Source organism: Allobosea sp. 10L422, assembly GCF_056395345.1.
Genome location: NZ_JBFTJI010000005.1, coordinates 193,012 through 217,444 on the forward strand (window position 1 = coordinate 193,012; position 24,433 = coordinate 217,444).

The 24,433-nt window shown below is 65.7% G+C and carries 19 protein-coding genes; 14 read left to right on the top strand and 5 right to left on the bottom strand.

Annotation, left to right across the window (positions count from 1 at the left end; all coding sequences use genetic code 11):
* The first annotated feature begins 4 nt into the window (after window positions 1–4).
* The 8 genes from AC1DEZ_RS12725 to AC1DEZ_RS12760 all read left to right on the top strand — a co-directional run bounded on the left by AC1DEZ_RS12725 (window position 5) and on the right by AC1DEZ_RS12760 (window position 9,810).
* The gene (locus tag AC1DEZ_RS12725) at window positions 5–1,018 is read left to right on the top strand and encodes a polysaccharide biosynthesis protein (protein ID WP_441510095.1); all 1,014 of its coding nucleotides are present in this window, start codon (window positions 5–7) and stop codon (window positions 1,016–1,018) included.
* A 2-nt stretch (window positions 1,019–1,020) separates the two neighbouring features.
* Window positions 1,021–2,145, top strand: coding sequence for a non-hydrolyzing UDP-N-acetylglucosamine 2-epimerase (wecB, locus tag AC1DEZ_RS12730; RefSeq protein WP_441509403.1), 1,125 nt, complete (start codon window positions 1,021–1,023; stop codon window positions 2,143–2,145).
* A gap of 16 nt (window positions 2,146–2,161) precedes the next feature.
* Window positions 2,162–3,295 carry a glycosyltransferase gene (locus tag AC1DEZ_RS12735; RefSeq protein ID WP_441509402.1) on the top strand — a complete coding sequence of 378 codons (1,134 nt, stop codon included), beginning with the start codon at window positions 2,162–2,164 and terminating at the stop codon, window positions 3,293–3,295.
* Entirely contained in the window at window positions 3,292–4,308 is a 1,017-nt protein-coding gene (locus tag AC1DEZ_RS12740) for a glycosyltransferase (protein ID WP_441509401.1), read from the top strand. The genes AC1DEZ_RS12735 and AC1DEZ_RS12740 overlap by 4 nt, the downstream gene beginning before the upstream one ends.
* Window positions 4,305–5,216: a glycosyltransferase family 2 protein gene (locus tag AC1DEZ_RS12745; protein WP_441509400.1), complete on the top strand. Its 912-nt coding sequence runs from the start codon at window positions 4,305–4,307 to the stop codon at window positions 5,214–5,216. The genes AC1DEZ_RS12740 and AC1DEZ_RS12745 overlap by 4 nt, the downstream gene beginning before the upstream one ends.
* Window positions 5,213–5,830, top strand: coding sequence for a glutathione S-transferase (locus AC1DEZ_RS12750; protein ID WP_441509399.1), 618 nt, complete (start codon window positions 5,213–5,215; stop codon window positions 5,828–5,830). Before AC1DEZ_RS12745 ends, AC1DEZ_RS12750 begins: the two co-directional genes overlap by 4 nt.
* Before the next feature lie 248 nt (window positions 5,831–6,078).
* Window positions 6,079–8,118, top strand: a complete 2,040-nt coding sequence (locus AC1DEZ_RS12755) for an NAD(+) synthase (protein ID WP_441509398.1) — start codon at window positions 6,079–6,081, stop codon at window positions 8,116–8,118.
* A 384-nt stretch (window positions 8,119–8,502) separates the two neighbouring features.
* Window positions 8,503–9,810 (top strand): TAXI family TRAP transporter solute-binding subunit, encoded by a 1,308-nt coding sequence (locus AC1DEZ_RS12760; protein ID WP_441509397.1) that lies wholly within the window; start codon window positions 8,503–8,505, stop codon window positions 9,808–9,810.
* A 201-nt stretch (window positions 9,811–10,011) separates the two neighbouring features.
* Here AC1DEZ_RS12760 and AC1DEZ_RS12765 read toward each other — a convergent pair whose 3' ends face one another.
* From AC1DEZ_RS12765 to purU, 5 genes are all read right to left on the bottom strand, one after another.
* The gene (locus AC1DEZ_RS12765) at window positions 10,012–11,862 is read right to left on the bottom strand and encodes an ABC transporter ATP-binding protein (RefSeq protein WP_441509396.1); all 1,851 of its coding nucleotides are present in this window, start codon (window positions 11,860–11,862) and stop codon (window positions 10,012–10,014) included.
* Between the two features lie 18 nt (window positions 11,863–11,880).
* Window positions 11,881–12,822 carry an ABC transporter permease gene (locus AC1DEZ_RS12770; protein WP_441509395.1) on the bottom strand — a complete coding sequence of 314 codons (942 nt, stop codon included), beginning with the start codon at window positions 12,820–12,822 and terminating at the stop codon, window positions 11,881–11,883.
* Window positions 12,788–13,747 (bottom strand): ABC transporter permease, encoded by a 960-nt coding sequence (locus AC1DEZ_RS12775; protein WP_441509394.1) that lies wholly within the window; start codon window positions 13,745–13,747, stop codon window positions 12,788–12,790. The genes AC1DEZ_RS12770 and AC1DEZ_RS12775 overlap by 35 nt, the downstream gene beginning before the upstream one ends.
* A 153-nt stretch (window positions 13,748–13,900) precedes the next feature.
* Window positions 13,901–15,688, bottom strand: coding sequence for a peptide ABC transporter substrate-binding protein (locus AC1DEZ_RS12780; protein ID WP_441509393.1), 1,788 nt, complete (start codon window positions 15,686–15,688; stop codon window positions 13,901–13,903).
* 209 nt (window positions 15,689–15,897) lie between these two features.
* Window positions 15,898–16,761: a formyltetrahydrofolate deformylase gene (purU, locus tag AC1DEZ_RS12785; RefSeq protein ID WP_441509392.1), complete on the bottom strand. Its 864-nt coding sequence runs from the start codon at window positions 16,759–16,761 to the stop codon at window positions 15,898–15,900.
* Window positions 16,762–17,110: 349 nt separating this feature from the next.
* Between purU and AC1DEZ_RS12790 the strand changes: the two genes are divergently transcribed.
* The 6 genes from AC1DEZ_RS12790 to AC1DEZ_RS12815 all read left to right on the top strand — a co-directional run bounded on the left by AC1DEZ_RS12790 (window position 17,111) and on the right by AC1DEZ_RS12815 (window position 24,418).
* A complete protein-coding gene (locus AC1DEZ_RS12790; RefSeq protein ID WP_441509391.1) occupies window positions 17,111–17,911 on the top strand; it encodes an SDR family oxidoreductase in 801 nt (266 codons plus the stop codon).
* 35 nt (window positions 17,912–17,946) lie between these two features.
* Window positions 17,947–18,969, top strand: a complete 1,023-nt coding sequence (gene iolG / locus AC1DEZ_RS12795) for an inositol 2-dehydrogenase (protein WP_441509390.1) — start codon at window positions 17,947–17,949, stop codon at window positions 18,967–18,969.
* Window positions 18,969–19,766, top strand: coding sequence for an inositol monophosphatase family protein (locus AC1DEZ_RS12800; RefSeq protein ID WP_441509389.1), 798 nt, complete (start codon window positions 18,969–18,971; stop codon window positions 19,764–19,766). The genes iolG and AC1DEZ_RS12800 overlap by 1 nt, the downstream gene beginning before the upstream one ends.
* 103 nt (window positions 19,767–19,869) lie before the next feature.
* On the top strand, window positions 19,870–20,907 hold the full coding sequence (locus tag AC1DEZ_RS12805) for an ABC transporter substrate-binding protein (RefSeq protein WP_441509388.1): 1,038 nt from the start codon (window positions 19,870–19,872) through the stop codon (window positions 20,905–20,907).
* 230 nt (window positions 20,908–21,137) lie between these two features.
* Window positions 21,138–23,357, top strand: coding sequence for an ABC transporter permease (locus AC1DEZ_RS12810; RefSeq protein ID WP_441509387.1), 2,220 nt, complete (start codon window positions 21,138–21,140; stop codon window positions 23,355–23,357).
* Window positions 23,351–24,418 carry an ABC transporter ATP-binding protein gene (locus AC1DEZ_RS12815; protein WP_441510094.1) on the top strand — a complete coding sequence of 356 codons (1,068 nt, stop codon included), beginning with the start codon at window positions 23,351–23,353 and terminating at the stop codon, window positions 24,416–24,418. The genes AC1DEZ_RS12810 and AC1DEZ_RS12815 overlap by 7 nt, the downstream gene beginning before the upstream one ends.
* Window positions 24,419–24,433: the final 15 nt, after the last annotated feature.

Sequence of the window (24,433 nt, forward strand, 5' to 3'; positions counted from 1 at the left end):
TCCCATGGATATCAAGGGCAAGACCCTGCTCATCACGGGCGGAACCGGATCCTTCGGTAACGTTGTTCTGCGCCGCTTTCTGCGCGAGGGCATCGGCGAGATTCGTGTCTTCAGCCGTGACGAGAAGAAGCAGGAGGATATGCGCCTCGAGCTGAAGAACGATCGCGTCAAGTTCTATATCGGCGACGTGCGCGAGCCCGGCAGCTTGCGCGCCCCGATGCGCGGCGTCGATTTCGTCTTTCACGCTGCGGCGCTGAAGCAGGTGCCCTCCTGTGAGTTCTATCCGATGGAGGCGGTGCGCACGAACGTCCTCGGTGCGGGCAACGTGCTCGAAGCCGCCATCGACGCCGGCGCTCGGCGTGTCGTCGTGCTCTCCACCGACAAGGCGGTCTATCCGATCAACGCCATGGGCATCAGCAAGGCGATGATGGAGAAGATCACGGTCGCTCGGGCCCGCCTGCTCTCCAAGAGCGATACCACGCTGTGCGCCACCCGCTATGGCAACGTCATGGCTTCGCGCGGCTCGGTGATCCCGCTCTTCGTCTCGCAGGTGAAGGCGGGCCAGCCGATCACCATCACCGATCCGAACATGACCCGCTTCCTGATGTCGCTCGAGGAATCGGTCGATTTGGTCATCTATGCTTATCGCAACGCCGAGCAGGGCGACATCTTCATCAAGAAGGCGCCCGCCTCGACCATCGGCCATCTCGCCGAGGCGGTGATGCAGATCTTCGACAAGCGCGTTCCAGTCAAGGTGATCGGCACCCGCCACGGCGAGAAGCGCTATGAGTCGCTCGTCTCGCGCGAGGAGATGGCGCGCTCCATCGATCATGGCGGCTATTACCGCGTGCCGCAGGACGATCGCGATCTCAACTACGCCAAATATTTCGTCGAAGGCGAAAGCGCGATCTCGATGGCGGAGGACTATACCTCCGACAACACCGAGATTCTCGACGTCGAGGGGGTGAAGAAGTTGCTCCTCGGCCTCGATTACATCCAGGCTGAGCTGCAAGGCTAGACATGCGCAAGGTAATGTCGATCGTGGGCACCCGCCCCGAGCTGATCAAGATGTGCCGCGTCATCGCCCTGCTCGACGAGCAGACGCAGCACGTCCTCGTCCACACCGGCCAGAATTACGACTATGGCCTCAATCAGGTGTTCTTCGAGGATCTCGACATCCGCAAGCCCGATCATTTCCTAGAGGCGGCGGGCGGCTCGGCGATCGACACCATCGCTGAGGTGCTCAAGCGCTCCGACGCGGTGATGGAGCAGGAGAAGCCCGACGCCTTGATGATCTATGGCGACACCAATTCGGGCTTGGCGGTGATCGCGGCGAAGCGGCGCAAGATTCCCGTCTTCCACATGGAGGCCGGCAATCGCTGCTTCGATCAGCGCGTTCCCGAGGAGCTCAACCGCAAGGTCATCGACCACCTCTCCGACGTCAACATGACGCTCACGGAGCATGCGCGGCGCTATCTGGTTGCCGAGGGGCTGCCGCCCGAGCTCACGTTCAATGTTGGCTCGCACATGCATGAGGTGCTCGAGCATTTCCGCCCCCGCTACGAGGCCTCCGACGTCCTCGATCGCCTCGGTCTGACCGAGCGTCGCTTCTTCGTCGTCTCCAGCCACCGCGAGGAAAATGTCGACAGCGAGCGGAATCTCGCCGACCTGCTCGATTCGCTCAAGGGCCTCGCCGAAACCTATGATTGGCCGGTGATCGTTTCGACCCACCCGCGGACGCGCAAGCGGCTGGAGGCGCTGGGCGAGACCGATCTCGATCCTCGCATCCGGTTTCTGCCGCCCTTCGGCTTCCACGACTACATCAAGCTGCAGATGACAGCCGCCTGTGTCGTTTCCGACAGCGGCACGATCACCGAGGAAAGCTCGCTTTTGGGTTTCCCGGCCGTGACCATCCGCCAGGCGCATGAGCGTCCCGAGGGCATGGATGAGGGCACGCTCGTGATGTGCGGCCTCACGCGCGAGTCGGTTCTCGATTCCGTGCGCTTCGTCATGCACGCCGACGTGGCCGGACTCACGCCGCGGCCGGTCGCCGACTATGTCGCCGGCCCCGTGTCGCGCAAGGTCGTTGCTATCGTTTTGAGCTATATCGACTACATAAATCGCACGGTGTGGCGCAAACCGTGAGGCGAGAGGGCGCGGCATGGCCGGGCTGAAAATCCTGCATGTTGCGCCCCATCTGCGCCAGGGCGGTGCTGAACGGCTGCTGTTCGAGCTCGCGACGCATCCTTCTGACGGCGTAACCCACCATGTTGCGCTCATGCAGGACGAGGTCTTCTTCGACCGGGCCAGCCTACATGTCGAGGATCTCGGCTTCGACCTGGGGCACCGCTTCGGGGCCTTGACCCATCTGCCGGCGTCACGTCGGCGTCTGCGCGCCCTGATCGAACGGCTCAAGCCCGACGTCGTGCAGGGCTGGCTCTATTACGGCGCGTTCCTCAGCCTTGCCGTCGGCGCACGCGCGCCGCTCGTCTGGTCGATCCACAACACCACCTTTCCACGGCTTCTCGCCAATCCTCTGCTGCATCTGGTCGATCGCGCGCTCGCCACGCGCTCACGCGCGGCGCCCGATGCGATCGTCTATTGCGCGTCGTCCGCGCGAGCCTTCCACGAGGCGCGCGGCTATGCGGCGAAACGCGGCCTCGTCATCGAGAACGGTGTCGATCTCGCTCTTTTCCGCCCTGACGCGGCGCGGCGCGTGGCGCGCCGCGCCGGTTTGGGCCTTTCCGACGACGCCTTTGCCGTACTGTTGAGTGCCCGTAACGATCCACAGAAGGACTTGCCCAATTGCCTCGACGCCTTCGCTCTATTCCGGAGCAAGGCGCCGCAGGCACGGCTGCTGCTGGCGGGGCGCGGCATGGACGGTTCAGATGTGGGGCTGGGCGCCATGATCGCCGCGCGCGGACTTGAGGCCGCTGTCCTGACACTCGGGGCAGTCGCCGACATGCCCGGCCTCCTCGACGCCGCCGACGCCGTTCTGCTCGGCTCGCGCTATGGCGAGGCCATGCCCATGGCGTTGCTCGAGGCGCTGGCGATGGGCAAGCCGATCGCCGCGACCCGCATCGGTGATGTCGGGCGGCTGCCTTGTCCGCCCGAGGCGCTGGCACCGCCCGCCGACCCGCGATCGCTGGCTTCTGCCTTGTCCTTCGCGCGGGCCGGAGATCCGCGCTGGGCAGCGTCCTTTGCCGAAGCCCGCACGCATTACGGGCTCGACACGATGACGCGCGCCTATGAAGCGCTCTATCGCCGCCTTGCCGCGCAGGAGCAGGTGTCATGACGTCGGGTCCTCGGCTCGCCGTCGTCACGCCGGTCTTCAACGGCGCCGACTACATTGTCGAGACGGCGCGCTCCGTCACAGAGCAACTGCGTCCCGGCGACCGTTACGTCGTGGTCGACGACGGTTCGACCGATGACACGCGGGCGCGCCTCGTCGCTGCCGATCTGCCGATCGAGCTCGTCGCACAGGCCAATGCAGGCGAGGCACAGGCCGTCAATGCCGGGATCGCACATGCGGCCTGCGACATCGTCGGGATCGTGAACGCCGACGACCCGATCCTGCCTGGCCTCCTCGATGCGGTGCGGGCCGCCTTCCACGACGATCCCACCCTCGATGCTGTGTATCCCGACTGGCTCAAGATCGAGGCGGACGGGCGGCAACTCGCGCGCATCGCGACGCGCGAATACGACTACGATGTGCTGCTCGGCCAGCATTTCTGCATTCCCGGCCCGGGCGCCTTCTTTCGGGTCAGTGTTCTCGCCGGCGAGCCTGTCCGCGACGCTCGCGCCTCACTGATCTCCGATTACGACTTCTGGCTGCGTTTCGGCTCGCGTGGCGCCAAGGTCAGGCGACTCCCACACGTGCTTGCTACCTGGCGGTTGCACGCCGGTGGCGCGACCCGCCGCGGCCAAGGTCCGCGGCTGGCGCTCCAGAAAATTGAAACGATCAAGCGCCTCCTGGGCCGATCTGATCTTCCCCAACATGTGCGGAGGCTGGGGCCGCAGGCGCTCAGCGCCGCCTATTATCATGCTGCGCTCGTCGGGCTTCGCGCGCCCGACACACCGGCTCTGCGCTATGCCGTGCAATCCTATCTTCTGAAATGGCGCTGGGCCGAGCCGGTCGAGGCCACGCAGCGCCGGGCGGCAGGCCATCTCGCCTACGCTGCGGCGCAGCCTCTGTCGGGTTGGCTGCACGCGCTCGCGTCGCCCTTGCTGCCTGCCCGATTCAACAGGCAAGCGGTCCTCGACCAGACATTCGGTCTCGATCCCATCCCGCGGAAGGAGGAGACATGACGGCATCGACACCGCATGTCAGCGTCGTGATCCCGATGTTCAACCGCGCCGCCACCATCCGGCGGGCGGTGGAGAGTGCCCTGACGCAGAGCTTCCGCGACATCGAGGTGATCGTCGTCGACGACGCTTCGAGTGACGATTCCGTCGCGACCGTCGCCGCTATCGACGATCCGCGTGTGCGGCTGCTGCGCCGCGAGCGCAATGGCGGCGCCTCTGCCGCGCGCAATGTCGGCGTGGCCAACGCGCGCGGAGCTTTGATCGCCTTTCTCGACTCCGACGACGAATGGTTCCCGCGCAAGCTCGAAATCCAGGTTGCGGCGCTCGAAGCCGCGCCCGCCGAGGCCGCCGTCTCCTGCACCGGCGTCGAGATGCATCTGCTCGACCATGCGGTCACGCGAATGCAGCCACTGGAGGACAGCCCCGATTGGGCGCGGCGGCTGGCGATGGATTGCGACCTGAGCCCCGGCACGACACAGCTCACGCGCCGTGCGGTTTTCGACACCATCGGCCCGCTTGATGAGACCTTGCCCCGTTTCGAGGACTGGGACTGGCTGATCCGCTATACGCGCAAGGGCACGATCGTCGCGGTTCGCGAACCGCTGGCGCGCGTCTATAATCGCCGCGCGCGACTAGGGGAGGTTGTGGAGCGTTCGGCCGAGCTGCTGCTCGCGAAGCATCGCGATGTCTTCGCGGCCCTTGCACCGGCCGACCGCCGCAAGGCGGTGGCCGACGTTTGGTTGCAGGCGGTCGGCACCTATGCCTTCGAGGGCAAGCTCGGCGCCATCCTGCGCCCGGCGGCAGGAGCCTTCGCCCAGCGGCCCGTGCACACGCTCGGTCGCCTCGCGGCCGGGGCCGGGGCGGTGGCTCGCGGGCGGCTGGTGCGTGCTATGAAAGGACGCGGCGGATGATCCTCTACTGCGCGCCGATTTCGCCCTTCGCCCGCAAGGTGCGCATGCTGACGCGCCATCTAGGATTGGATGGGCAGGTCGAGGAGCGTTTCGTCGATACGGGCGCGCCCGACGCTGCCTTCCTTGCTGCCAATCCACTCGCCAAAATTCCCACGCTGGTCACGCCACAGGGTGAGGCACTCTTCGATTCCGCCGTGATCGCCGCCTATCTTGACGTCCGCGCCGGCAGCCCACTGACACCGCAGGGGGAGGCCGGCTTCGTCGCTCGAGCCTACGAGGCTTTGGCCGACGGCGTGATGGAGGCGATCGTCCTCGTTGTCTACGAACGGCGCTGGCGCGAAGAAGCAAAGCGCGAACCGCGCTGGGTAGCGCATCAGCAGGGCAAGATGTCACGCGGCCTGGCGCGCGCCGCTCAGATTGTTTCCCGACCTGATCACGGGCTCCAGATCGGTGATTTCGCCCTTGCCTCGGCGCTTGGTTATCTCGACCTGCGCTTTGAAGGCGCCTGGCGGACGGAGTTTCCTATGCTGACGGGCTGGCTCGATCGTTTCGCGGCACAGGTGCCTGCTTTCGAGGCGACGCGCTATCGCGATCCTGCCGCAGCCTCGCGCTGAGCGGTCCTTGCCTGGAAGGTGGCCGGGATGTGTATTGCTCGGCGACGAAGCTTCCGTCGAGATATCTGGGCAGGCGGATGCCTATCGCCTCAACACTGGCGGAATAGCGGCTAGCGGCTGGATTGACCTGCCTTGGGTTTCTTGATCCGTCAGCCGGGCCGGGATGCAGGAGCAGCATTGCTCTGGGATTATCGTCTGCGCGATAAGCAGTGGCCGTGTTGTCGGCGTCCGAGCCTAACGGAGTCTCCATGAGTTTCCGCAACATCCATTCGCACGGTCTCGTCCGGATCGCTTGCGCCGCGCCGCGCCTCAAGGTGGCTGATCCGGCCTTCAACGTGGCCGAGACGATCGCGATGCTGCGGCGGGCGGATGAGAGCGGGGCGTCGCTGACCCTGTTTCCCGAACTCGGCATCAGCGCCTATGCGATCGACGATCTGCTGCAGCAGAATGCATTGCTGGATGCCGTGCGCGACGCCTTGGGTCGCCTCGTCGAGGAGAGCCGCGCGCTGCGTGGCGTCGTCGTCGTCGGGGCGCCGCTGCGGGTCGAGGGGCGGCTGTTCAACTGCGCCGTCGCTGTTCATCGCGGGCGCATCCTCGCCGCTGTGCCCAAGACCTATCTGCCGAACTATCGCGAATTCTACGAGCGCCGGCAGTTTGCCTCGGGCGAGCGGGCGAGCGCGCTCTATATCGATCTTTGCGGCCAGGACGTGCCGTTCGGCACCGATATCCTGCTGGCTGCGGCCGATATCCCGGATTTCGTCGTCCATATGGAGATCTGCGAGGACGTCTGGACGCCGATCCCGCCCTCGTCCTTTGCGGCGCTCGCGGGCGCGACCGTCCTGCTGAATCTCTCGGCATCCAACGTCACCATCGGCAAGTCGGACTGGCGCCATGCGCTCTGCAAGGCCCATTCCGGCCGCTGCATCGCGGCTTACGCCTATTCCGCTGCCGGCACCGGCGAATCGACCACCGACCTCGCCTGGGACGGGCAGGCGATGATCTACGAAAATGGTGCGCTGCTGGCCGAAGCCGAGCGCTTCGCCGCCGAGCCGCAGCTCACCCTCGCCGATATCGATCTCGAACGGCTGGCCATGGACCGCATCCGCCAGAACACCTTCGGCGACAGCGCCGATGTGAACCGCGACCGGCTCGGCTTCCGCCGCATCGACTTCACGTTGGAACCAGACCGCGAGAACGATCTCGGCCTCGCCCGCACCGTCGAGCGCTTCCCCTTCGTGCCGAGCGACGATGCCAGGCTGAACGAACTGTGCTTCGAGGCCTACAACATCCAGTCGCACGGCCTGCGCAAGCGGCTGGAGAGCACGCGGCTCGACAAGGTCGTCATCGGCGTTTCCGGCGGTCTCGATTCGACGCAGGCGCTGATCGTTGCGGCCCACACCTTCGATGCGCTGGGCCTGCCCCGCGAGAACATCCTCGCCTATACCTTGCCGGCCTTCGCCACCAGCAAGGACACCAAGGACAATGCCTGGCGGCTGATGCGGGCGCTTGGCGTCAGCGCCGAGGAGATCGACATGACGCCGGCCTGCCGGCAGATGCTGGTCGATATCGGCCATCCCTTCGCGCAGGGCGAGCCGGTCTACGACATCACCTTCGAGAACGTGCAGGCCGGCGCGCGCACCTCCGTGCTGTTCCGCCTCGCCAACCGGCACAATGGCCTGGTGATGGGCACCGGCGACCTCTCGGAGCTCGCGCTCGGCTGGTGCACCTATGGCGTCGGCGATCACATGTCGCATTACAACGTCAACGGCTCGGTGCCGAAGACGTTGATCCAGCATCTGATCCGCTGGGTGGCGCAGTCCGGCCGCTTCGGAGCGGAGGCGTCGGATGTGATGCTCGATATCCTCGCCACCGAGATCTCGCCGGAGCTGGTGCCGGGCGATGGCGACAAGCCCGCCCAGAAGACCGAGGATTTCGTCGGCCCCTACGCGCTGCAGGACTTCAACCTGTTCTACACGACGCGCTACGGCTTCCGCCCGAGCAAGATCGCTTTCCTGTCCGAGCATGCCTGGCGCGATGCCGGAGCAGGCGACTGGCCGCCGAACATGGAAGCGGGCAAGCGCGTCGCCTACGATTTGCCGGTGATCAAGCGCTGGCTCGGTGTCTTCATCCGCCGCTTCTTCGAGACCAGCCAGTTCAAGCGTTCGGCCGTGCCGAACGGCCCGAAGGTCTCGTCCGGCGGCTCGCTCTCGCCGCGCGGCGACTGGCGCGCGCCGAGCGATGCGTCGGCAGCACCATGGCTCAAGGACTGGGAGCGGATTCCGGATTGAGGGAGGGAGCCGGGGCCGGCGGCCTCTATCCCAGCCCAAACGGCGAAACCCGTCACGTCGGCGGTCGACCCTGCGTGGCGCGCGTTTGCTCGGAACGATCTCCCCAAGGCGCCGGGCAACCTATCCGAACCCGGCCGGGCCTCCTGACGGCGCCTTGATCGGCTCCCGGCGGCACCTTGTCGAGATCATCGTTCAACGAAGGTGATTACCGAGTTGCTGATCGAGGCTACATTCACCTTGGGCGGTCAGGCGCCGGAGGCGGCTACGACGACGACGGGGATCGCGACCAAGCTGGGCAAAGCCCACCGATCTGTCCAAGAATAGGGGAGCGCCTTACTCGCCGGACAGAGCGGCTGAGCCAGCCGAAGACGGGGGAACAGGTCGATGCGATTTGTCCTATGGACAGGGGCTCTCCTCATCGTCGCCGCCCTCGCGGCGGCAATCCATTACTGGTCCCCGCACGCGACCTTGCGGGTGACAACGGGGGCCTTCGGCACCGACGCTCAGCGCTTTATCGGCGCTCTCATCACCGAGACGGCCAAGGATCACCCCCGCATCAGGCTCCAACCCGTTCAGGTCAACGATCTGGCTGCCAGTTCAAAAGCGATCGAAAACGGCGATGTCGACCTCGCGCTGATCCGCAGTGACGTCTCGCCTCCGACCAATGGCCAGACGATCGCGATCCTGCGCCGAGACGTCGTCGCTTTCGTGCTCCCGCCGAAATCGGCCATCGACAGCATCGGCAAACTCGCCGGCAAGACGATCGCAATTCCGCAAGGGCGTCTGCAGGACACCAACTCCGTGCTGCTCGACGTGATCCTGAGCTACTACAATGTCGCGCCTCAAGAGGTGAAGCGCCTGTTCCTCTCGCCCGACGAGCTGGTCGCGGCGGTTCACCTACGGCACGTTGCCGCCATCCTTGCCGTGGGGCCCATCGGGCCGGGGGAGGTGGTGGGCGCCGTTACGGCGATGGCCAAGGGGGCCGCGGGGACACCGACGATCCTGGCGTTCTCTGATGCGGATGCCTTCAATCGGCGCTTTCCGGCGTTCGAGTCGTATGATGTGCCGGAAGGTGCCTTCAAGTCTCGCCCGGCGACGCCCGACGACACGGTCACGACGCTCGCCGTGACATACCGGCTCGTCGCGCCTGACACGATGCTCGATCTTGTCGCCGGGGCCATAGGCCGGACCCTCTTCACCTCCAAGTCAAAGCTGACTGCGCTGACCCCCCTGGCGAGCCAAATCGAAGCGCCAGACCCCGACGCGAAGAACCCCATCCTGCCGATCCATCCCGGCGTCGCCAATTACCTCAACAACGGCGAACAGAGCTTTTTCGATGAGTTTCAGGGCTATTTCTACCTTGCGGCGGCCCTGTTCAGCCTCCTGGCTTCGCTTGCGACGATTATCATGGGGAGTGTGAAGTCGAGGCGCATGCATCAGGAACAGGGGCGGATCGGGCAGTTGATCCAGATCGCCGACCAGGCGCAGAGCGCTGATGCCGAGGCACTGGAGGCGCTTGATCGCTCACTTCATCACCTGATCGCCGAGGCCGTTGCCTCCGCTGGCCGCTCTGGCAATGATTCCACGATGGCCCTCGCGATCAACCACGCCCGTTATTCCGTCAGGGAGCGCCGGGCACTGCTGAGTTCCCGGGGCATGCGAGCCTCCGGGCATTCTTCGGTGTCGATCTAGAAGGCTGGGCCTCCGGCCCAGGCAGGAGGATCGCATGAGCGCCCGCTTACGGTCCCGAGGCCAAGGTCGGCGCATGGCGCCACCCGGCCCAGGGACGGCGCCCAACGAGCTTCCGCGTCCCACCCGACTGGGACATTCCCGCCGCCCAGTAAAAAGCCCGCGGCTGGCGCCGCGGGCTGATCGTTTCGAGTTTCGAAGGACTTAGGCCGCGACGGCGGCGGGCTCCTTCTTTTCCCATTCCTCGCCCCAGATCATCACGGCATGGCCGGGCGAGACCTCGCGGTACTGGCGCACGGGCACGACATAATCGGGCGCTCGCACCGGGCTCTTGATCTCGTCGTTCGAGACAGGGCGCTTTTCCAGGCGCCGGGCCGGGTCGGCAATCGGCACCGCCGCCAGCAGGCGCTTGGTGTAGGGATGCTGCGGGTTCTGGAAGATCGCCTCGCGCGGGCCGATCTCGACGATCTCGCCGAGATACATCACCGCGACGCGGTGGCTGACGCGCTCCACCACCGCCATGTCGTGCGAGATGAAGAGATAACCCAGACCCATGCGGGCCTGCAGATCGAGCATCAGGTTGACGACCTGCGCCTTCACCGAGACGTCGAGCGCCGAGACCGCCTCGTCCGCCACGATCAGGCGCGGCTCCACCGCGAGCGCACGCGCGATGCAGATGCGTTGGCGCTGGCCGCCCGAGAATTCGTGCGGGAAGCGGTTGGCCATCTCAGGCAGCAGCCCGACGCGCTTGAGCAGGTCGGCGACCTTGTCGCGCGCTTCCGAGCGGGTGGCGAGGTTGTTGATCAGCAGCGGTTCGGCGACGGCCGTGCCGACATTCATGCGCGGATTGAGCGAGGCGAACGGGTCCTGGAAGATCATCTGCATGCGCTTGCGCTGCTCGCGCAGGTCATGCTGGTTGAGCTTGAGGACGTCGACGCCGTCGAGCAGCACCGAGCCGGCGAGCGGCTCGATCAGACGCATCACCGAGCGGCCGGTGGTCGACTTGCCGCAGCCGGATTCGCCGACCAGCGCCAGGGTCTCGCCGGCCTTCAGGCTGAAGGAGACGTTCTCGACCGCGTGAACCCGGCCCTTGACCGAGGAGAGCAGGCCGCCGCGGATTTCGAAGCGGGTGGTGAGGCCGGCGACCTCGAGCACGGGGCGCTCGGCCGCCTGGACGGTATCGGGCACCTCGGTCGGCACGTCCGAGAGACCGGTCGCGCGGTCGACGACCGGAAAGCGCATCGGCCGCCGGCGGCCCTCCATCGAGCCCAGCTTCGGCACGGCCGAGAGCAGCGCCTTGGTGTAGGGCTTCTGCGGATTGCGGAAGATGTCGTCGGTGTTGCCCGTCTCGATCTCGTCGCCGTTGTACATCACGACGGTGCGGTCGGCGATCTCGGCGACGACGCCCATGTCATGGGTGATGAAGAGGACGGACATGCCCTCTTCGTCCTGCAACTGCTTGATGAGCTCGAGGATCTGCGCCTGGATGGTGACGTCGAGCGCGGTGGTCGGCTCGTCGGCGATCAGGAGCTTCGGCTTGCAGGCCAGCGCCATCGCGATCATCACGCGCTGGCGCATGCCGCCCGAGAAGCGGTGCGGATATTCGTGGAAGCGCGACTTCGCCGCGGGAATGCGGACCTTCTCGAGCAGGCGGACCGTCTCGGCCTCGGCCTCCGAGCGCGACAGGCCGCGATGCAGGATCAGCGCCTCGGCGATCTGGAAGCCGATGGTCAGCACCGGGTTCAGCGAGGTCATCGGCTCCTGGAAGATCATCGCGATCTCGTTGCCGCGGATGTGGCGCATGTCGGAATCCGGCAGCGTCAACAGCTCCTTCCCGTTGAGCTTGATCGAGCCTTCGATCTTGCTCGACTGGGGCGGGGTGAGGCGCATGATCGAGAGCGCGGTCACGCTCTTGCCGGAGCCGGATTCACCGACGACCGCCAGCGTCTCCTTCGGCTTGATGTCGAAGGAGATGTTGCGGACGACGGATTTCCATTGGCCTTCCACGCGGAAGGAGGTCGAGAGGTTCGAAACCGACAGGATCGGGGAGGTCATTTCGGGTCCTTCTCTGGATCAGATCACGCGGCGCGGGTCGAGCGCATCGCGCAGGCCGTCGCCGATGAAGTTGATCGACAACACGGTCAGGAAGATCGCGGCGCCGGGGAACAGCGCCCAGTGCGGCGCCGAGTCGAGGTGGTCCTTGGCGTCGAACAGCAGACGCCCCCAGGTCGGGATGTCCGGCGGGAAGCCGAGGCCAAGGAAGGAGAGCGTCGATTCCGCGATGATCGCCGATGACACCTCGATCGTCGAGGCGACGATGACCGGACCGAGCGCGTTGGGCAGGATGTGGCGCGTCATCTGGCGGAACTTGGTCGCGCCCTGGGCGCGGGCTGCCTCGACGAACTCCTTCTCGCGCAGCGAAAGGAACTGCGCGCGCACCAGCCGCGCCACCGGCATCCAGCGCAGCCCGCCGATGACGACGACGATCAGSACGAAGACRCCGCCCTCRACGCCGAACACCGCCTTCAGCTGCTCGCGGAACAGGTAGATGATCAGCAGCAGCAGCGGCAGCTGCGGCAGCGACAGGAACAGGTCGGTCACCCACATCAGGACGGGGTCGGCGACCTTGCGGGACATGCCGGCGAAGGCGCCGACGATGACGCCGACGATGGTCGCCACGATCATCGCGGCGAGGCCGACGGCGAGCGAGATGCGCCCGCCATACATCATCCGCGCCAGGATATCCTGGCCGAGGTCGTCCGTGCCGAGCGGGTGCGACCAGGACGGCCCCTGGAGCTGTGCCGAGAAGTCGATATCGTTGATCGGGATGGTCCAGAACCAGGGCCCGACGACGACAGCGAGGATCAGGAAGGCGAGCACGAAGGTGCTGGCCATGGCGAGCTTGTGCCGGCGGAACCGGCGCCACGTCTCGCGCCCCGGCGAGACCACGGCGGTGGTGGCTGCTGCGGTTGCCATCGGATCAGCTGAAGGAGATGCGAGGGTCGAGCCAGCCATAAAGGACATCCGCGATGAGATTGAACAGGACCACCAGGCAGGCGAAGACGAAAGTCACGGCCATGATCACAGGTGTGTCGTTGGCGAGGATCGCGTCGATCAGAAGCGAACCGATGCCGGGGATTCGGAAGATTTGCTCGGTCACGATGGCGCCGCCGAAGACGGCGGGCATCTGCAGCGCGACCAGCGTCACGACCGGGATCAGCGCGTTGCGCGTGATGTGCCGCAGCGTGACCTTGCGTTCGCTGAGGCCCTTGGCGCGCGCCGTGGTGACGTAGTCGAGCCGGATGACGTCGAGCACGGCCGAGCGCACATAGCGCGTATAGGAAGCCGCCTGGAACAGGCCGAGCACCATGATCGGCATGATCGCCTGGCGGAACATCTCCCAGTACCAGCGCCAGCCGGTGGCGGCGACGTCGGAGCGATAGACGAAGGGGAACCAGTCCAGCGTCACCGAGAAGAGCAGGATGAAGAGCAGGCCGGTGAAGAAGGTCGGCAGCGAGAAGCCGACGAAGGCGAGCGTGTTGGCGATCTGGTCGAAGACCGAATAGGGCCGCGTCGCCGCGTAGATGCCGACCGGCAGGGCGATGCATAGCGCCAGGATCTGCGAGGAACCGACCACGAACAGCGTCGTCGGCACGCGCTGCAGAATGAGCTGGTCGACATTGATGCGGCTGGCGAAGGAGAAGCCCCAATCACCCTGCACCATCGCGCCGAGCCAGCGCAGATAGCGCACCATGATCGGGTCGTTCAGGCCAAAGCTGGCACGGATGGCTTCACGCACCTCGGGCGGCACGTTGGGATTCGTCGCCATCTCGGAAAAGGGATCGCCCGGCGCCAATGCAAGCACCGTGAACAGGATCAGGCTGATTCCGAGAAGGCTGGGAATGGCGATCAGAAGCCGCCGTATGAGATAGGTCGCCATGTAGTGTTTTTCTCTTTGCGTGCGCGGCGTCGCCGCGGACCGAACGCCGATTGCAACCTACTCACCCCTTGCAGCTACCGAAAGCCGAGGGGATGAGCGGGTGCAAAAGCGCCCCTCGCGAAGATCACCTCTCCGCGAGGGGCTAATCGGCACTTAGCTGCGATACCAGGCCGCGAGGTTCCAGGTATCGACGTCCCAACCGGAGTGGTCGTGGGAGATATTGTTCAAGGCTGCAGCCACGCGGGTGCGCGAGAGCAGCGGCAGGATGATGTTGGCCTCGCAGAAGATCTCGTTGACCTTGATCAGGAGCGCTGCGCGCTTGGCCGGGTCGAGTTCCTTCTGCGCGGCCTTGTAGGCCTTGTCGGCCTCAGGGTCCGAGTAGCGCGAGACGTTGCGGCCGAGCCACTTGTTCTCCTTGGTCGCGATCTCCCAGGAGGTGAACTGGTTGAGGAAGCGCTCCGGGTCAGGCTGCGGCTGCGTCGTCGTATACATCTCCATGTCGACATAGAGCTTGGTGTAGGTGTCGGGGTTGGCGACGTCCGACGAGAAGAACACCGACGCCGTGACCGACTTGAGCTCGAGGTCAATGCCGGCGCGCTGGCAGGCCTGCTTGATGATGGCCTGGGTCTTCTGGCGGGGGGCGTTGATCGAGGTCTGGAAGACGTATTTGAGCTTCTTGCCGTCCTTTTCGCGGATGCCGTCGGCACCCTTCTTCCAGCCGGCCTCGTCGAGGATCTTGTTGGCCTTGTCGATGTTGAACTCGTATTTGAGCTTCTGCGACTTGAACTGCTTGGGCTCGTTGACGAAGCTCGCCGTCGCGGTGCCGCCGCGGCCATAGATGAACTTCTGCACCGAATCGCGGTCGATCAGCAGGTTGATCGCTTCGCGAACCTTGGGGTCGGACAGCGTCGGGTGCTTGGTCTTGACGCTGGAGCGCTCGCCATCGACCTCGGTCCACGGATCGGTCGGGTTCAGGATGATGAACTCGATGTCGCCCGAGGGCACGGCGCTGACCTTGCCGCGTCCACCGGTCTCCATGCGCTTGAGGACCTCGTCCTCGACCTGCAGGTTCCAGGCGTAGTCGTATTCGCCGGTCTGGAGGACGGCGCGCGCCGCCGAGACCGCGTCACCGCCGCCCTTGACCTCAAGCGTGTCGAAATGCGGCTGGTTCTTGACGTGGTAGTCGGGATTGCGCTCGGCGGTGATGATGTCGCCCGGCTTGAACTCGACGAACTTGTAGGGGCCGGTGCCGATGGGCTTCAGGTTGCCTGGAGCCTCGCGCGACTTGGCGCCGATGTAATCGCCGAACTGATGCTTCGGCAGGATCTGGCCTGTCACGCCGACGAAGGCGTCGGCCCAGAACGGCGTCGCCTCGGGGAAGATCACCTTGACGGTGAGGTCGTTGACCTTCTCGACCTTGATGTCCTTGTAGGCGCCCGTGGTGTAGGCGGCTGTCGCCGGATCCTTGGCATATTCCCAGGTGAAGACGACGTCGTCGGCGGTGAGCGGCTTGCCGTCATGCCACTTCACGCCCGGCTTCAGCTTCCAGGTGACGGACTTGCCGTCCTCCGAGAGGCCGCCATTGGCGCGGGTCGGAACTTCAGCCGCGAGCTGCGGAATGAGGTTGCCTTCCTTGTCCCAGCCGGCGAGCGGCTCGAAGAAGATGCGCGAGGCGATCTGATCCTTGGTGCCGGAGGCGAAGTGGGGGTTGAGCAGGGTCGGGGCCTGCCAGAGCAGGATCTTCAGCGGCCCGCCGCCACCGGCCTTGGTCGGCTTGTAGGGCAGCGTGGCATCCGCCATCGCAACGCCGTTCCAGACGAGGATCTGGCTCGCGATCGGCGCGGCAATACCCACCGCCGCCATCTTCTGGATGAAGGATCGTCGCGACAGCGCGCCACCCTTCACATCCGCGACCATGCCGCGGATTTCCTGCTCATTCATCGAACTGCCTCCACCATATAAACAATAAGTCATCCCCAGCGCTTTCGCGCCGTTTTCTCGTTGATGGTCTCAGCAAGGCATGTGCCAACGAAAGCGTCAACTGTGCGGCGCGGGACCGTTCGGTCCCGGTGAGGGCTTTGGGCGGTTTGAAGCGGTAAGCTTTGCATGAATGTGCCTTCCATTCACGCGATGTCGCAATTTTATGCGGGTCACCCCGTAAAGACGACAGTTTTCTTTCCGTTGAGAATGATGCGGTCCTCCAGATGATGGAGGACGGCACCCGCCAGGACCCGCCGCTCGATGTCGCGGCCCTTGCGGACGAGGTCGTCGGGCGTGTCGCGATGCGAAATCCGCTCGACGTCCTGCTCGATGATCGGACCCTCGTCGAGATCGGAGGTCACGTAGTGCGCGGTGGCGCCGATCAGCTTCACCCCGCGCTCATGCGCCTGATGATAGGGCTTGGCGCCTTTGAAGCCGGGCAGGAAGGAATGATGAATATTGATGCAGCGCCCGGCGAGCTTGGCCGAAAGCCCGTCCGACAGGACCTGCATGTAGCGTGCGAGAACGACGAGGTCGGTCTGCGTCTCTTGGATCAACTGCCAGATCTGCCCTTCCTGCTCCATCTTGGTCTGGCGGGTGACCGGCAGATGGTAGAAGGGCAGGTCGCCGAGATCGGTCGAGGCGATGTGCTCGCGCGCGTGGTTTGAGACGACGCCGGCGATGTCCATCGGCAATTCGCCGATGCGCCAGCGATAGATCAGATCCGCGAGGCAATGGTCGAATTTCGAGACCAGCAGCATGACGCGCTTCCGGCGGCTGGCCTCATGCAGGCTGAGCTCCATGCCGAAGCGCCGGCCGAGTTCGGCGAGCGCTTCGGCGATGGCCTCGTGCGGCTGGCTGCCTTCGAGCCGGTTGAACACGACGCGCATGAAGAACCGGTCGGACTCGGTGTCGTCGAACTGCTGGGCGTCGAGGATGTTGCAGCCGGCTTCGAACAGCAGGGTCGAGACGGCGGCAACGATGCCCGGGCGGTTCGGGCAGGCGAGGGTGAGGGTCGAGCTGAGATCGAGCATGGCTGACGCCGCCGAGGGGGCGGCCCTTTCAAGGAAACGACAACGACGCGGAACGAAGACGGCTGCGCGCGGCGCGCTGCGGTCAACCTCGTCCGGTCGCGCGCCGGAAGGCGACCGGTTCTGAGCTACGCTGTGGCCGGGAAAGGGCCTTCGGTCTCGCGGTCGTCATGATCGTATGGTTTGCACGGGCTCGCTGGTCGGGGACCATGCCGGACCAAACACCGCCTTCGCCGCTTTTTGTCAACGCGAGCGTCCGGATCGTCTTGACTTGCCTATGCCGGAAATGGAATGTTTATTCCATCGAGCGGGAAGCCTAAAAAATTCCTGCCGTTTCCGGGAGACAGCTACCTTGCCGCAAGCCAGTTCGTTCAGCCGTGACCTTCATGGCAAGGCGGCCGTCATCACCGGTGCCAGCCAGGGCCTCGGCGAGGCAATCGCGCGCGAATTCGTCGGCCGCGGCCTCAAGGCGGTGCTGCTGACCGGGCGCAATGCCGCGCGCGGCGAGGCGGTGGCGGAAAGCCTGCGCACAGAGGGCTGCGATGCCCGCTTCCATCAGGTCGATCTCGCCGACCTCGATGCCGTCAGGCAGATCGTCCCGGCAGCCGAGAAAGCCTTCGGCCGGCTCGACATCCTCGTCAACGCGGCGGGAGACACCGATCGCGGCACGATCTTCGACACCTCGCCCGCGCTCTACGAACGCATCATGGCGGTGAATCTGCGCGCGCCCTTCTTCCTGATTCAGGATGCGGCCGAGCTGATGCGCCGGCAGGAGATCGCGGGCGCCATCGTCAATATCCAGTCCATGTCGGCCCATGGCGGCCAGCCCTTCCTCGCCGCCTACAGCGTCTCGAAGGGCGCGCTCGCGGTGCTGACGAAGAACGTCGCCTACGGCCTGATCAAGCACCGCATCCGCGTCAACGGCCTGAATATCGGCTGGATGGCGACGCCGGGCGAGGATGCCATCATGAAGCTGCGCCACGACGCCAAGGACGGGTGGCTGGAGGAGGCCGAGGCCGGTCAGCCCTTCGGCCGGCTGATCGATCCGCGCGAGGTCGCCAAGGCCGTCGCTTATCTCGCATCGGCCGAGTCCGGGCTGATGACCGGCGCCAATATCGACTTCGACCAGAACATTCTCGGCGCGCACGACTAGCGCCGGCCCCAATCGCGGCAGGAGCGCCGCCTGACATGACCACGGGACTGAAGACGACCATGAAGATCGGATTGCTGGGCGCCGGCCGCATCGGGCGCATCCACGGGCTGAACGTTGCCGCGCGTGGCGATGCCGAGTTGGTCGCCGTCACCGACGCGATGCCGGGGGCCGCCGCCTCGCTCGCCGCCGCTGCCGGTGCCAAGGCGATGACGACCGAGGCGATCCTTGCGGATGCCGCGATTGACGCCGTGCTGATCTGCACGCCGACCGACACCCATGCCGATCTCATCGAGCAGGCGGTTTCCGCCGGCAAGGCCGTCTTCTGCGAGAAACCGGTCGATCTCGACGCCGCCCGCATCCGCCGCTGCCTCGCCACCGTCGAGAAGTCCGGCAAGCCGCTGATGATCGGCTTCAACCGCCGCTTCGACCCGAACTTCGCCGCGCTGGAGAAGCGGCTGCGCGCGGGCGAGGCCGGCGCGATCGAGGTCGTCACCGTGATCTCGCGCGATCCGTCGCCGCCGCCGGTCGATTACGTCAAGCGCTCGGGCGGCCTCTTCCGCGACATGATGATCCATGATTTCGACATGGCCCGCTTCCTCTTGGCCGAGGATCCCATCGAGGTCTTCGCGCTGGGCTCGGCCCTCGTCGACAAGGCGATCGGCGAGGCCGGCGACGTCGATACCGCCGCGGTGGTGATGAAGACGGCCAGCGGCAAGATCGCCCAGATCTCCAATTCCCGCCGCGCGACCTATGGCTACGACCAGCGCATCGAGGTCCACGGCTCGCAGGGCATGCTGCGCGCCGGCAATATCCACGAGACGACCGTGGAAATTGCCACCGCCTCCGGCTTCCGCGCCGATCCCGTGCAGAATTTCTTCCTCGAGCGGTACGCTGCGGCCTACCGCGCCGAGCTCGACGCCTTCATCGCCGCCTGCCACGGCAAGGCCGCGGCCTCGCCGACCGGCCTCGATGGCCTGAAGGCGCAGATCCTCGCCGATGCCGCGACCGAATCCGCGCAGACCGGCAAGCCCGTCCGCGTCGACCTGGGGGCCAAGTGATGGCTGGTGGTTCGATGACCCCGGCGGAACGCGATCTGCGCTACTATGCGGCGCTCGGCCTTGCGGCCGAGGCGAGCCATCTGGCGCTGGGCTACTTCAACAAGCGCGAGTCGCTCGGCATCACCATGAAAGGCGCGCAGGACTGGCTCACCGTCGCCGACGGCAAGGTCGAGGACTTCCTGCGCCAGCGCCTGTCCACGCTGTTCCCGAACGACTCCGTCATCGGCGAGGAGGGCGGGGGCCAGGCTTCGGACGCGGTCTGGATCCTCGATCCCATCGACGGCACCGCCAACTTCGCCCATGGCGACCGCAACTGGTGCATCTCGATCGGCTTCCTCGCGAACCGCACGCCCGAGATCGGTGTCGTGGCGGCGCCGGCGCTGGGCGAGGTCTATGCTGCCCGGCGCGGTGCCGACGCGACCCTGAACGGCGATCCGATCAAGGTTTCCGGCGCCACCGACATCGCCCGCGCCTCGGTGGAACTGGGATGGTCGACCCGCGTGCCCGCGGCGAACTATCTCAAGGTGATCGAGCGTGGCTATACCGCGGGCGCGGCGATGAAGCGCGGCGGTTCGGGCACGCTCGGTCTCTGCCATGTCGCCAACGGCAGCAGCGATGCCTATGCCGAGCTGCACATCAACGCTTGGGACGTTGCGGCCGGCATCGTCATCGCCAGCGAGGCGGGTGCCTCCATCAACGATTTCTTCGCGGGCGAGGGGATCGCGAAGGGCAACCCGATCCTGTGCTGCACGCCGAAACTGGCTCCGACACTCCAGGAGATCACAGGAATCGCTTAGCCGGCGCTGTATTTCGTTGATCTTTCGCAACCATTCGTCTCAGTTTCACATCAGTCACAAGAACCGGACATAGAAGCCGGGTTCTTCGATCAGGGAGGTTAGCATGTCATCGAAATCCTGGCTCAAGGCGGGGCTTTTCGCCGCGCTTGCCACAGCGGCCTTCGCCGCCACCCCGGCCCGCGCGCAAGGGTCGCTCGTCATGTATTGCGGTGTCCAGGAGGAATGGTGCCGCGCCATGTCGACGGCCTTCGAGAAGGACACCGGCATCAAGGTCGCCATGACCCGCAAATCGGCGGGCGAGATCTATGCCCAGCTCAAGGCCGAGTCCTCCAACCCGCGCGGCGACATCTGGTGGGGCGGCACGGGCGATCCGCATCTGCAGGCGGCTGAAGAGGGGCTGACCCTCGAATACGAGTCGCCGAAGAACGCCGAGCTGCATAGCTGGGCGCTCGATCAGTGGAAGGCGGCCAAGCAGCGCTCCATCGGCATCTACGCCGGCGCGCTCGGCTTCGGCTACAACACCGAGCAGATCAAGGCGAAGGGCATTCCGGAGCCGAAATGCTGGGCCGATCTGCTCAATCCCAAGCTCAAGGACGACGTCCAGGTCGCCGATCCCAATTCGTCGGGCACCGCCTACAACCTGCTCGCCACCGTCGTGCAGTTGATGGGCGAGGAGAAGGGCTTCGACTATCTGAAGCAGCTCCACAAGAACGTCAGCCAGTACACCAAGTCGGGTGCGGCACCGGCCAAGGCGGCGAGCCTCGGCGAGACCGCGGTCGGGATCGTCTTCATCCATGACGCGGTGGTCTTCGCCGTGCAGGGCGACCCGATCAAGCCGGTCGCACCCTGCGAGGGCACGGGCTACGAGATCGGCTCGATGTCGATCGTCAAGGGCGCGCGCAATCTCGACAACGCCAAGAAGTTCTACGACTGGGCCCTGACCCCGGCGGCCCAGGCGCTTGCCGCCCCGGCCAAGTCCTATCAGGTGCCGTCGAACAAGGCGGCGCCGGTGCCGGCGCAGTCGCCCAAGATGGATCAGATGAAGCTGATCAACTACGACTTCGTGAAATACGGCTCCTCGGCCGAGCGCAACCGCCTGCTCGCCAAGTGGGACAAGGAAGTCAAGGCGCTGCCGAAGTAAGGCGCGTCTCTCCGGCGTGTTTCCGGATGATCGCGGAAACACGTCGTCATCCCGGGCTTGACCCGGGATCCATGCCTGAACCTCCGCCGGATGCGCTCCGGCATGGATCCCGGATCTCCGCTTCGCTGCGTCCGGTATGACGCTGGAGATTCGGGCGCAGGACAAGGGCTGGGCTCTGAAAGCCGGGGCAACCGGTTCGGGCCAACGGAAACTGTGAGGGCAGGGCAAGCATGGCACCGGCGACGCGATTCGTGCTGCTGATCGGCTGGCTCGGCTATGCGCTGATGCCCTGGTATCTCGTCGAAGGCATGAGCCTGACGAGCTGGGGCTGGCTGGCGGAATATCCGTTCGGCAAGGCCGGTAGCGCGCTGGCGCTCGCCCTCTCCGGTCAGACGCCCTGGCTCCTGCCGGTCGGCGTCGCGCTCGCGGCGGCGACGTTCTTCTGGGGCAGTCAGGACCGTCAGCGCACGGCCGCCGTGCTGATCTGGGCCGGCGCGCTCGGCCTGCTGCTGTTCTTCGCCCAGGCCTTCGCCATCGTGCTGAAGGATCAGGGCATCGGCTGGCTCGCCGCCTTGCTCGGCGGCGCCGGCGCCGCGCAGCGCGGCATTGGCGGCGGCGCCTTCGTCACGCTGCTCTCGCTGCTCTTCCTGCTCTGTCACGGCCTCGCCTATCGCGGTGTCTGCCGGGGCGATCTCTTCACCACCTCGACGATCGGCCTGATCATCCTGCTGATCGGCGTCTTCATCTTCTTCCCGGTCGCGATCATCCTGAGGAGCGCGCTGGTCGACCAGAGCGGCGCCTTTGCCCTCTCGGCCTTCGTCGCGCGCTTCCTGGATTCCTCGATCTGGGGTCTTGGCTGCGTCACCAGCAACACCAATTGCGGCGTCGCCTGGAACACGCTGGTCCTGGCCGTGCTCTGCGGCGTCATCACCACGCTGCTCGGCCTCGCCTGCGCGCTGCTGATCCTGCGCACCGGCATGCCGGGCAAGCGCATCATGCGCGCGCTCACCGTGCTGCCGATCATCACCCCGCCCTTCGTCATCGGCCTCGCGCTGATCCTGCTTTTCGGCCGCGCCGGCGCCTTCTCGACGCTGCTGTATGAGTGGTTCGACATTCCGCGCTCGCGCTGGCTCTACGGCCTGCCGGGTGTCCTTCTGGCGCAGGTGCTCGCCTTCGCGCCGATCGCCTTCCTCGTGCTGATCGGCGTGGTGCAGGGCATTTCGCCCAGCCTGGAGGAAGCCTCGCAGACGCTCGGCGCCAAGCGCTGGCAGACCTTCCGCACCGTGACCTGGCCGCTGCTCAAGCCCGGCATCGCCAATGCCTTCCTGCTCGGCTTCGTCGAGAGCATGGCCGATTTCGGCAATCCGCTGGTGCTCGGCGGCAATTTCGAGGTGCTTTCGACCAAGATCTTCTTCGCGGTGGTCGGCGCTTCCTACAATCAGGGGCAGGCGGCGGTGCTCGCCATCGTGCTGCTTGCCTTCACGCTCGGCGCCTTCTGGGTGCAGCAGCGCTGGCTCGGCGGCAAATCCTATACCACCGTGACCGGCAAGGGTGACGCCGGCCTGCCGACGCCCTTGCCGCGCCGCATCACCTGGCTCTCCGTCGCTGTGATCGTGCCCTGGGTCGCGCTGACGCTGGTGATCTACATCGTCATCCTCATCGGCGGCTTCGTCCGCAACATGGGCCGCGACTTCACGCCGACGCTGCAGCATTATCTCACCGGTTTCGCCATCGATTTCAGCAACGGCATCTATTTCCAGGGCTCCGCCTGGCCGTCCTTCTTCACCACGATCAAGGTCGCGGCCATCTCGGCGCCGCTGACCGCGATCATCGGCCTGCTGACCGCCTATCTGCTGACGCGCCAGCGCTTCCGCGGCCGCGGCGCGCTCGAATTCGCGACGATGCTCTCCTTCGCCATTCCCGGCACAGTGCTCGGCGTCGCCTATATCCTCGCCTTCAACGTGCCGCCGATCGAGATCACCGGCACGGGGTTGATCCTCATCATCGCCTTCGTCTTCCGCAACATGCCGGTCGGCGTCCGCTCGGGCATCGCCGGCCTGTCGCAGATCGACAAGAGCCTGGACGAGGCTTCGACCACGCTGCGCGCTCGCAGCTTCACCACGCTCTGGCGCGTCGTGCTGCCGCTGCTGAAGCCCGCGCTGGTCTCGGCGCTGGTCTATTCCTTCGTGCGCTCGATGACGGCGGTCAGCGCCGTGATCTTCCTGGTCTCGGCCGAGTACAACCTCTCGACGGCCTATATCGTCGGGCGTGTGGAAGCCGGCGAGTTCGGTCTCGCCATCGCCTATTCCTCGGTGCTGATCGTCTTCATGGCGCTCGGCATCGGCCTCATCCAGCTCGGCGTCGGCGAGCGTAAGCTCGGCCGCCGCAAGCTCATCCCGCTGTCGAGTTCGGCCGCCGAGCCGCTCAAGCCAGGAGTAGCCGCATCGTGAAGGCCGGGCCCGCTTCCGTCGAATTCCGCAACGTCTCCATGCGCTACGGCGCGGTGACGGCGGTCGACAACGTCAATTTCACCATCGAGGCCGGCAAGCTCGTCACGCTGCTTGGCCCCTCCGGCTGCGGCAAGACCACGACTTTGCGCATGATCGCCGGGCTCGAGATCGCCAGCGAAGGCCAGATCCTGATCGGCGGCAAGGACGTGACGAAGCTCTCCGCCGCTGACCGCGACGTCTCCATGGTCTTCCAGTCCTACGCACTCTTTCCGCATATGAGCGTGCTGGAGAACGCGGCCTACGGCCCGACCGTGAAGGGTCTCGGCAAGGAGCAGGCGAAGCAGATGGCGCTGGAGAAGCTGGCGCTCGTCGGCCTCAAGGGCTTCGAGAACCGCTACCCGTCCGAGCTGTCCGGCGGCCAGCAGCAGCGCGTCGCAGTGGCGCGCGCCCTCGTGCTGGAGCCGCAAGTGCTGCTCTTCGACGAGCCGCTCTCCAACCTCGATGCGAAACTCCGTCGCCGCGTGCGCGAGGAGATCCGCGAATTGCAGCAGGATCTCAACCTGACCGTCGCCTATGTCACCCACGACCAGGAGGAGGCGCTCGCCGTCTCCGACCGCATCATCGTGATGTCGAATTCGCGGATCGCGCAGGAGGGCGCCCCCCGCGACCTCTATGAGCAGCCCTCCAACGCCTTCGTCGCGGACTTCATCGGCGATGCCAATCTGGTGGATGTCACCGTGAAGGCGGTGGCGGACGGCCGCGCCGATGTCGGCATCGGTTCGGCGACCGTGTCGCTGCCGGCGCGCGGGCTCGGTCCCGGCCCGGCCAAGGTCGCGATCCGGCCGGAATCCCTGCTGCTCGGCGAGACCGGTCTGGCTGGCTCGCTGCCGGGCACGATCCGCAAATGCGCCTATCTCGGCAATCACCTCGACATCATGGTCGAGACCGAGGTCGGCGAGCTTTTCGTGGTGCAGTATGGTGCTCGCGATTTGCTGGAGCAGGGTGCTCCGGTCGCGGTTTCCTTCGCGAAATCGGGCGTGACGCTGATTCCGCCGGCCTGAAGGCCGCCAGAGACA

Excerpts from the sequence above, each read along its gene's own strand:
- AC1DEZ_RS12810 (WP_441509387.1), top strand. The coding sequence starts at position 21,138 with ATGGCACCGGCGACGCGATTCGTGCTGCTGATCGGCTGGCTCGGCTAT.
- AC1DEZ_RS12740 (WP_441509401.1), top strand. The coding sequence starts at position 3,292 with ATGACGTCGGGTCCTCGGCTCGCCGTCGTCACGCCGGTCTTCAACGGC.
- AC1DEZ_RS12735 (WP_441509402.1), top strand. The coding sequence starts at position 2,162 with ATGGCCGGGCTGAAAATCCTGCATGTTGCGCCCCATCTGCGCCAGGGC.
- AC1DEZ_RS12760 (WP_441509397.1), top strand. The coding sequence starts at position 8,503 with ATGCGATTTGTCCTATGGACAGGGGCTCTCCTCATCGTCGCCGCCCTC.
- wecB (WP_441509403.1), top strand. The coding sequence starts at position 1,021 with ATGCGCAAGGTAATGTCGATCGTGGGCACCCGCCCCGAGCTGATCAAG.
- AC1DEZ_RS12755 (WP_441509398.1), top strand. The coding sequence starts at position 6,079 with ATGAGTTTCCGCAACATCCATTCGCACGGTCTCGTCCGGATCGCTTGC.
- AC1DEZ_RS12750 (WP_441509399.1), top strand. The coding sequence starts at position 5,213 with ATGATCCTCTACTGCGCGCCGATTTCGCCCTTCGCCCGCAAGGTGCGC.
- iolG (WP_441509390.1), top strand. The coding sequence starts at position 17,947 with ATGACCACGGGACTGAAGACGACCATGAAGATCGGATTGCTGGGCGCC.
- AC1DEZ_RS12780 (WP_441509393.1), bottom strand. The coding sequence starts at position 15,688 with ATGAATGAGCAGGAAATCCGCGGCATGGTCGCGGATGTGAAGGGTGGC.
- AC1DEZ_RS12745 (WP_441509400.1), top strand. The coding sequence starts at position 4,305 with ATGACGGCATCGACACCGCATGTCAGCGTCGTGATCCCGATGTTCAAC.
- AC1DEZ_RS12805 (WP_441509388.1), top strand. The coding sequence starts at position 19,870 with ATGTCATCGAAATCCTGGCTCAAGGCGGGGCTTTTCGCCGCGCTTGCC.
- AC1DEZ_RS12765 (WP_441509396.1), bottom strand. The coding sequence starts at position 11,862 with ATGACCTCCCCGATCCTGTCGGTTTCGAACCTCTCGACCTCCTTCCGC.
- AC1DEZ_RS12800 (WP_441509389.1), top strand. The coding sequence starts at position 18,969 with ATGGCTGGTGGTTCGATGACCCCGGCGGAACGCGATCTGCGCTACTAT.
- purU (WP_441509392.1), bottom strand. The coding sequence starts at position 16,761 with ATGCTCGATCTCAGCTCGACCCTCACCCTCGCCTGCCCGAACCGCCCG.
- AC1DEZ_RS12775 (WP_441509394.1), bottom strand. The coding sequence starts at position 13,747 with ATGGCGACCTATCTCATACGGCGGCTTCTGATCGCCATTCCCAGCCTT.
- AC1DEZ_RS12725 (WP_441510095.1), top strand. The coding sequence starts at position 5 with ATGGATATCAAGGGCAAGACCCTGCTCATCACGGGCGGAACCGGATCC.